The sequence below is a fragment of the Streptomyces sp. NPDC026394 genome, assembly GCF_055567735.1.
This window is the reverse complement of record NZ_JBVHPX010000041.1, coordinates 23,845-29,844: the sequence shown is the minus strand read 5'-3', so window position 1 is coordinate 29,844 and position 6,000 is coordinate 23,845. Positions and strand designations below refer to the sequence as shown.

Sequence of the window (6,000 nt, the reverse complement as noted above, 5' to 3'; positions counted from 1 at the left end):
TGCCGTTCGTCCAGCGCACCAGAAGATCGCTGGTGCCGTCCCCGGTGAAGTCACCCGCGGTCATCACCGCCGCGTTCTTCCATTCCGGGTCCTTGGCCAGCTGTACGTCCTTGCCGAAACCGTAAGCGCCATTGCCCGAGTAGAGGGAGACCTCCCCGTCCGACCAACGCACGATCAGGTCACTGGTACGGCGCCGTACCGAGGCACTGTGGAAACTGCCGGCGGTCATCGCGCGGGCGTGCTGCCAGGTGCCGGATCCGCCCATGGTGAATTTCCCGTCCAGGGGAAGATCGGCGACAGCCTGCCGGTAGAGCCACGTCGCGTCGTCGTCGAACTGCGAGGCGTATGAAGTGTGGTCGTACTGCCCGCCGGTCTTGTAACCGCCGATGACACCGACCAGATTGCCGCGCTGCCCGTCGAAATCCTCGATGAACGGACCGCCGCTGACGCCCGCCCGGTAATCGTCACACTGAATCTCCATGAAACGGCCCTGGAATGCCCGGGTGTCATTCGTGCACGACAACGGCGTCTTCTGCCCACCCGGATACCCGACGACCGTCACCCCCGCGCGCGCCAGGTGCGCGGAATCGACGGCTGTAAGGGTGTTGCCCGGACCTGCGGCGTCCTCCAGCAGCTGCCCCTGCGTATTGACCCCCACCCGCAGGAAGGCGAAGTCCACGTCGTCGTCGGCCGGGTCCTGCTGGTAGCGGTGGTCGATCCAGACCTTGCCGTCCAGGACGGGGAAGATGCCGTACGGCGTCTCGCCGGCCTGGCCCGCCTTGGTCGTCCCGGCGCGGTAGCCGGGGACGAAGGCGGCGTCACGCAGCGAGGTGTTGCCCTTGAGGCAGTGCGCGGCCGTGACCACGACACTCTTGGACCCCGACGTGACGGTACTGGCCGTACAGAACTGGTTCGAGGTGGCGGACCCGTCGTTGCCGCGCAGCAGGAACACGCCGACGGTGGCGATGCCCTCGGCCACCTGGTGGGTCGGCTCCGCCGACCGCTTGCGCCGCACGCCGGGCGCGGGCTGACCGCCCTCGCTCTTCGCCCCGGCCTCGGCGGTCTCCACCGGCACCGCACTGCGGATACGTTCCGGCGTCCAGTACCGCTGCACCTCACGCGCCTCACGCAGCTGATCGGCAGGTACGTCCCCGGACGTGCGCGGCGCCGAGGCCGGCCCGCTCGGGCTCGGAAGGGGGACGGCGAAGGCGGTGGCCGCCGGGACGGCGAGGGCGACCGACGTGCAGACGCCGATGGCGGCGGTGCGCAGGCGAGGTATGCGTCTCATGAAGTTTTTTCCGTTGGGGAAGACGTGGCCGGGACAGCGCCCGGCCACGTGGGCCGAAAGGGAAGGGGGGCAAAAAGGACGAAGAGGGCGTAGCAGGGTATTGCGGGTCCCGCTCACGGGCGGTGTGACCGTCAGGGGAGGTACAGCACGGTCCCGGACGGAGTGGTCAGACGAAGGGTGTAGGTGCCGGACGCTGATCGGAGAACAGCGTCGGCAGCGTGACACGGCCGTCCGCACCGGCGGGCGGCAGGGTAAGAGTACGGACCGCCGCGCCGTGCACGCCTTCGAAATACGGCCCGACCGTGCCGTCCACGGTGCCCTTCTCCCGGTCCGCGGGGCGGATGGTGGCGGTGATCCGCACCCCGGAGGCGGGCCGAGCGCGGTCCCTGGCCCGCAGCGACGGAAGGCCGGGGAAGCGGCTCCCCGTCTCGGCTCGCGACAACTCGGGCAAGTCCGCTGTCTCCTGATCCCACAACTCCAGGTGATCGGCCGTGGGTTCCGCGGCGGGACGAACCGTGACGGTGAAGACGACGGCCGGTCCGCGCACACCCGGAGCTGTCGCGACGACCGTGCAACGGCCGGGGTGGTCGCCGGCCTGGAGGGCGGTGCGGGGGCCGTGCCGTGGGAGTCGGAGATCACGGTGGTGGTGTCGGGTGCGGTGTCGGTGATCGTGTGGGGCGCGGCGGAGAAACCTATCCCTCCGGTGCTGCCGGCCCCACCAGTACCGCCGAGACGGAAGGTGTTCCGAGCGCCCGGGAACGGCGTACCCATGAACATCGACAGCTCGCACCTGCGCACGCCTGACGACAGGCCGCCCGGCCTCGGCCCCCAGCTCACGCTCGCCGAGGGGCTCCAGCCTGAGCACGACGCGGTGTTCCACGACAGGTTTCGGCTTCTCGACGGGCTCAGGAGCAGGCTTGTCCGCCGGACGCGGCGGTGCAGGAGATACGACAGGGCGCCACACTCCACCGGCGCTCCCGGGCCCACTCTTGCCCCCTGCCCCTGCCCCGCAAGGGGACCCAGGCGTGTCTCAGAGGTTCTCTCCGCGGAGACGGGCCGGTGCGGCGTGGCCGGAGCGTCGTCCAGCATCTCAGTGGCCCCGGCACCCCGATAGGGGTCCACCCACTTCCGTACGGCATTCACATACGCACGGGGTTTGTTGTAACTCAACCCAGCCCGGTCCAGATCGGCCCCCCGGCTCAGATCCCGATCCCCCGCACACAGATAACGCGCCGTACCCAATGCCGCATCAAACATATTGTTCGGGTCCTTGACCCCGTCACCATTACCGTCCGCGCCCCAGCTCCCCCACGTCGACGGAATGAACTGCGTCGGCCCCACCGCACGGTCGGACACCGCGTCCCCGCCCCGCCGTCCCCCATCGGTGTCCCGGATCAGCGCGAACTGCACCCCTTCCAGCCGCGACCCCGAATCGGCCGCGCCGTCACCACGCAACCCGTAACCCGACGCATGCACCGACTGCACCCGCCCGATCCCCGCCACCAACTCCCACGGCAGACGACACGACGGCTGACTCCCCCGCACCCCTCCGCCTTCCGATACGCAGCCAAAGCCGTAGCCGGAAAACCGATAGCACCGGACGGCTTTTCACAATCTCCCGCCGGCCCCTGCGGTTCACTGCCCCCTTCAAAAGGTTGGGCAGGTCGAGCGCGGCACCGCCCCGGTTCCGTTCCGGGACAGCGCCCCCACCGGAGGGCGGGAGGTCCGGCCGGTCCGTCCACGGTGTTACGGACGGACCGGCCGGACCGGTCATTGGCTCGGATCAGCCGACGATCTTGACCTCGCCGTGCAGCCCCTGGGCGTCCACACCCGGGTACATGCTCAGCGACCCGTTGGCCCAGCGCACGATGACGTCGTTGGGCCGATCGTTGGCGACGAAGGCACCCGCGCCGACCACGGTCGCGTTGGTCCAGGCGGAACCCTGCGGGCGGATCTGCGTCTCGCCGTGGAAGCCGGCGGTGTCCACGCCCGGGTAGATGGTGGCCTCACCGTCGGACCAGCGCACCAGCAGGTCCCCGGTCTTCTTGCCGGTGAACTCGCCCGAGGTGATCTGTGTGGCGTGCGGCCACGTCGTGTTCGCCTTGGTCAGCACCTTCTGAGAGGCCGGCTTCACGCCGTTCGTGTTCAGGTCGGGGTGGAGCGTGACGTGGCCGTCGTTCCAGACGACCAGCAGGTCGTCGCGCTGCGCGTTGGCGGTGTACCGGCCCGCGGTGATCTGCGCGGCCTTCGTCCAGTCCGCGCTCTTGGCCAGCATCTTCTCCCCGTGAAAGCCCTTCTTGTCCACGTGGGTGTACTGGGTCAGTTCACCGTCGCTCCAGCGCACCACCAGACCGTCCGTGCCGTCGCCGAAGCTGGCACCGGTGATCCCCCGCGCATAGTCCCAGGTGCTCTTCTTCGTCGGGGTGTTGGGCGCCGCTAGCTGGTACTCGGCGACGAAGGGCGTCTTGGCATCCTTGTCCTCGGCACCCTCGTAGAGGGTCACCTCGGCATCGTTCCAGCGCACGATCATGTCCATGTGCCGGGTACCGCCCGCCGAACCACCGGTGAAGTAACCGGTGGCGATGTGGGTGGCCTTGCCCCATGGCGCTGAGGCGAAGACCGGCCGGTAGCGGACCTTTTGCACCCAGGCACTGATGTCGTCCACACGGGCGCCGACCGCGTCAGTACGGGTCTCCGCCGGGTCCGTGCCCAGGCAACCGCCCTGCCACGAGGCGCCGTTGACGCCGACCAGCTCCACCCGGCCGGTCGCCTCGCGCAGCTGCGGGCCACCGGAGTCGCCCTTGCACACCGCCGAGTCCTTGCCGGTGATGCCCAGCTTCCCGTCCTGGACCGAACCGACCGTGAACGAACCGGCGTGCAGGTTGTTCGGCACCCACTCGGCCTTGGTCCGGCCGTACCCGAGGACCTTCAGCTCCTCGCCCTGCCTGGGCGAGGACGAGGCGACTGCGACCGGGGCGATGCCGCTGACCGGCTTGGCCAGCTTCGCCATCACCAGGTCCCGGCCCGCGTAGGGCACCAGCTCACTGACCTCGCTGACCGCTCCACCCGCGGCGCTCACGTCCGTACGGCCGACGGTCACCGTGGTCTTCCACTTGGGCGCACCTTCGGCAACTCGTGTGTCGTTCGGGTCGTCGGAGAAGCACCGGGCAGCGGTGAGCACCCACTGCCGGTCCACCAGCGCACCCGAGCAACTGCGCACACCGTCACCGATGTCCAGCTTCGCGGCGAATGTGTAGGAGCCGTTCGTGACCGGGCTTCCGGACACGGCGAACGCGGGAGCGACGGTGGCCAGCGCGCCACTCGCGACCGCGGCGGCAGCCACCGCGGTCAGCCACGCCCTACGGGAACGTATGTTTTCCATTTTCCCTTTTCCTGAAATGGCAGATGAGGCACGTAGCGACGTGCACGCCCTCCCCCGTTTTCGCGCAGCAAGGCGCACCGTCCGGTTACGGACCGAGGATCGGGAAGCTGTACGGCACTGCGTGAAAACAGCCGGCCGGCCCTTCAATGCGGGCACCGGCTGATTCTCCGGCGGACAGTCGCGACTTCAACGATGAACTGTCGGCCGGTCGTGAGACCGCCTCAATCACAGGCGATTGCGGCGCTCGATTGAATCGCCGCTCGAAAAGCGAGGATTACTTGGGCAAGTTCCGGGGCTGAGCGGCAGCCGTTCCCGGCGCTGCTCCCCGGTACGCGCCCGGCCCGGTCAGTCCAATTCGGGGCCGGGCGTGGCCGACCGACGCCGGTCGTGACCGGTCGGATGGCGTAAAAATGGGTCAGCCGGTGACACGCAGCTCGACGAGCACGGTGGACTGACCGGCGTTTCCGGCCTCACCGAAAGGCTTGTAGTCGTTCTTGGGAGCATTGATGACGGTTTCCTTGCCGTCGGAGGTGACCTTGGCCTGCACCGGGTGTCCCTCGGTCCACATGCCGAATGCCTGCGGCAGCTCCAAGGCCAGGTAACCCTTGTTGCCACTGACCGCGAAACAGAACTCACCCGAGCCGGTGCGCGACTTGACCATGATGTCGTGAGCGGCAGCGCAGTCGACCAGCGTGATGTGACCGTCACCCCGCTTCAGCATGATTTTCCGCTCCTGGAAAATCCGGTCGGCACCGGGATAAGCGAAGTCCTCGACGGCGGGCGGCATACCGGCATCGGCTGCCGAGGCCACGGTCGCGGTTGCAGCGGACTGCGGTGCGGCTTGCGCGACCGTGAGGCCGGCTATCGCAGCCGATACGGAGAACGCGCCGATGAGACCGGTGAGCAAAGCTTTACGGGCACGAGGCATCGCCACGGTGTCCTTCCGGGAGTCAATGTGGGCGGCAGTCAGCCCACGGAACGCGAAGTAAAGCATATGTAGGCTTTGTGGCTTCATCTCAGCCGCAATCACACGAACTCCCCCCAGCGCGCGCCGCGTACGGCTTGCGCACACCATCCGAACGGCACCTGACCAGGCTCTTTCGCGCAACCACACGGGGTGTCCAGGCAACGGCTCCCTCACCACGGCAAACCTCGCCTTTCACTGCTTCCCTTTCACTTCTCCCCTCCCGCTGTTCCACCCGGACATCGTGATCAACGGCAGCCCTGACGACATCCGGCCGGGGACGCCCGGCCTCCCGGACATGGGCTTCGAGCAGCGCCGACGTTCCCCTGCTCCCGCCCACGAAGCCGCGTGGGACAACGCCTTCCT

At 68.3% G+C, this 6,000-nt stretch carries 4 protein-coding genes and 1 pseudogene; all 5 read right to left on the bottom strand.

The window, feature by feature from the left end:
- The coding region (locus ACZ4QV_RS40980) for a trypsin-like serine peptidase (protein ID WP_361592221.1) at positions 1–1,288 on the bottom strand (1,288 nt) is incomplete at its 3' end.
- Positions 1,289–1,454: 166 nt separating this feature from the next.
- Positions 1,455–1,739, bottom strand: a complete 285-nt coding sequence (locus ACZ4QV_RS40975; protein ID WP_361592219.1) for a hypothetical protein — start codon at positions 1,737–1,739, stop codon at positions 1,455–1,457.
- A 782-nt stretch (positions 1,740–2,521) separates the two neighbouring features.
- Positions 2,522–2,629: pseudogene (locus tag ACZ4QV_RS40970) on the bottom strand (lytic murein transglycosylase); the annotation flags it as partial.
- Between the two features lie 442 nt (positions 2,630–3,071).
- On the bottom strand, positions 3,072–4,670 hold the full coding sequence (locus ACZ4QV_RS40965; RefSeq protein ID WP_467764400.1) for a S1 family peptidase: 1,599 nt from the start codon (positions 4,668–4,670) through the stop codon (positions 3,072–3,074).
- A 415-nt stretch (positions 4,671–5,085) separates the two neighbouring features.
- Complete coding sequence (locus ACZ4QV_RS40960; RefSeq protein ID WP_467764399.1) at positions 5,086–5,664, bottom strand: hypothetical protein; 579 nt, start codon at positions 5,662–5,664, stop codon at positions 5,086–5,088.
- Between the last annotated feature and the right edge of the window lie 336 nt (positions 5,665–6,000).

Coding starts and splice junctions, on each gene's coding strand:
- ACZ4QV_RS40965 (WP_467764400.1), bottom strand. CDS start 4,670: ATGGAAAACATACGTTCCCGTAGGGCGTGGCTGACCGCGGTGGCTGCC.
- ACZ4QV_RS40960 (WP_467764399.1), bottom strand. CDS start 5,664: ATGCTTTACTTCGCGTTCCGTGGGCTGACTGCCGCCCACATTGACTCC.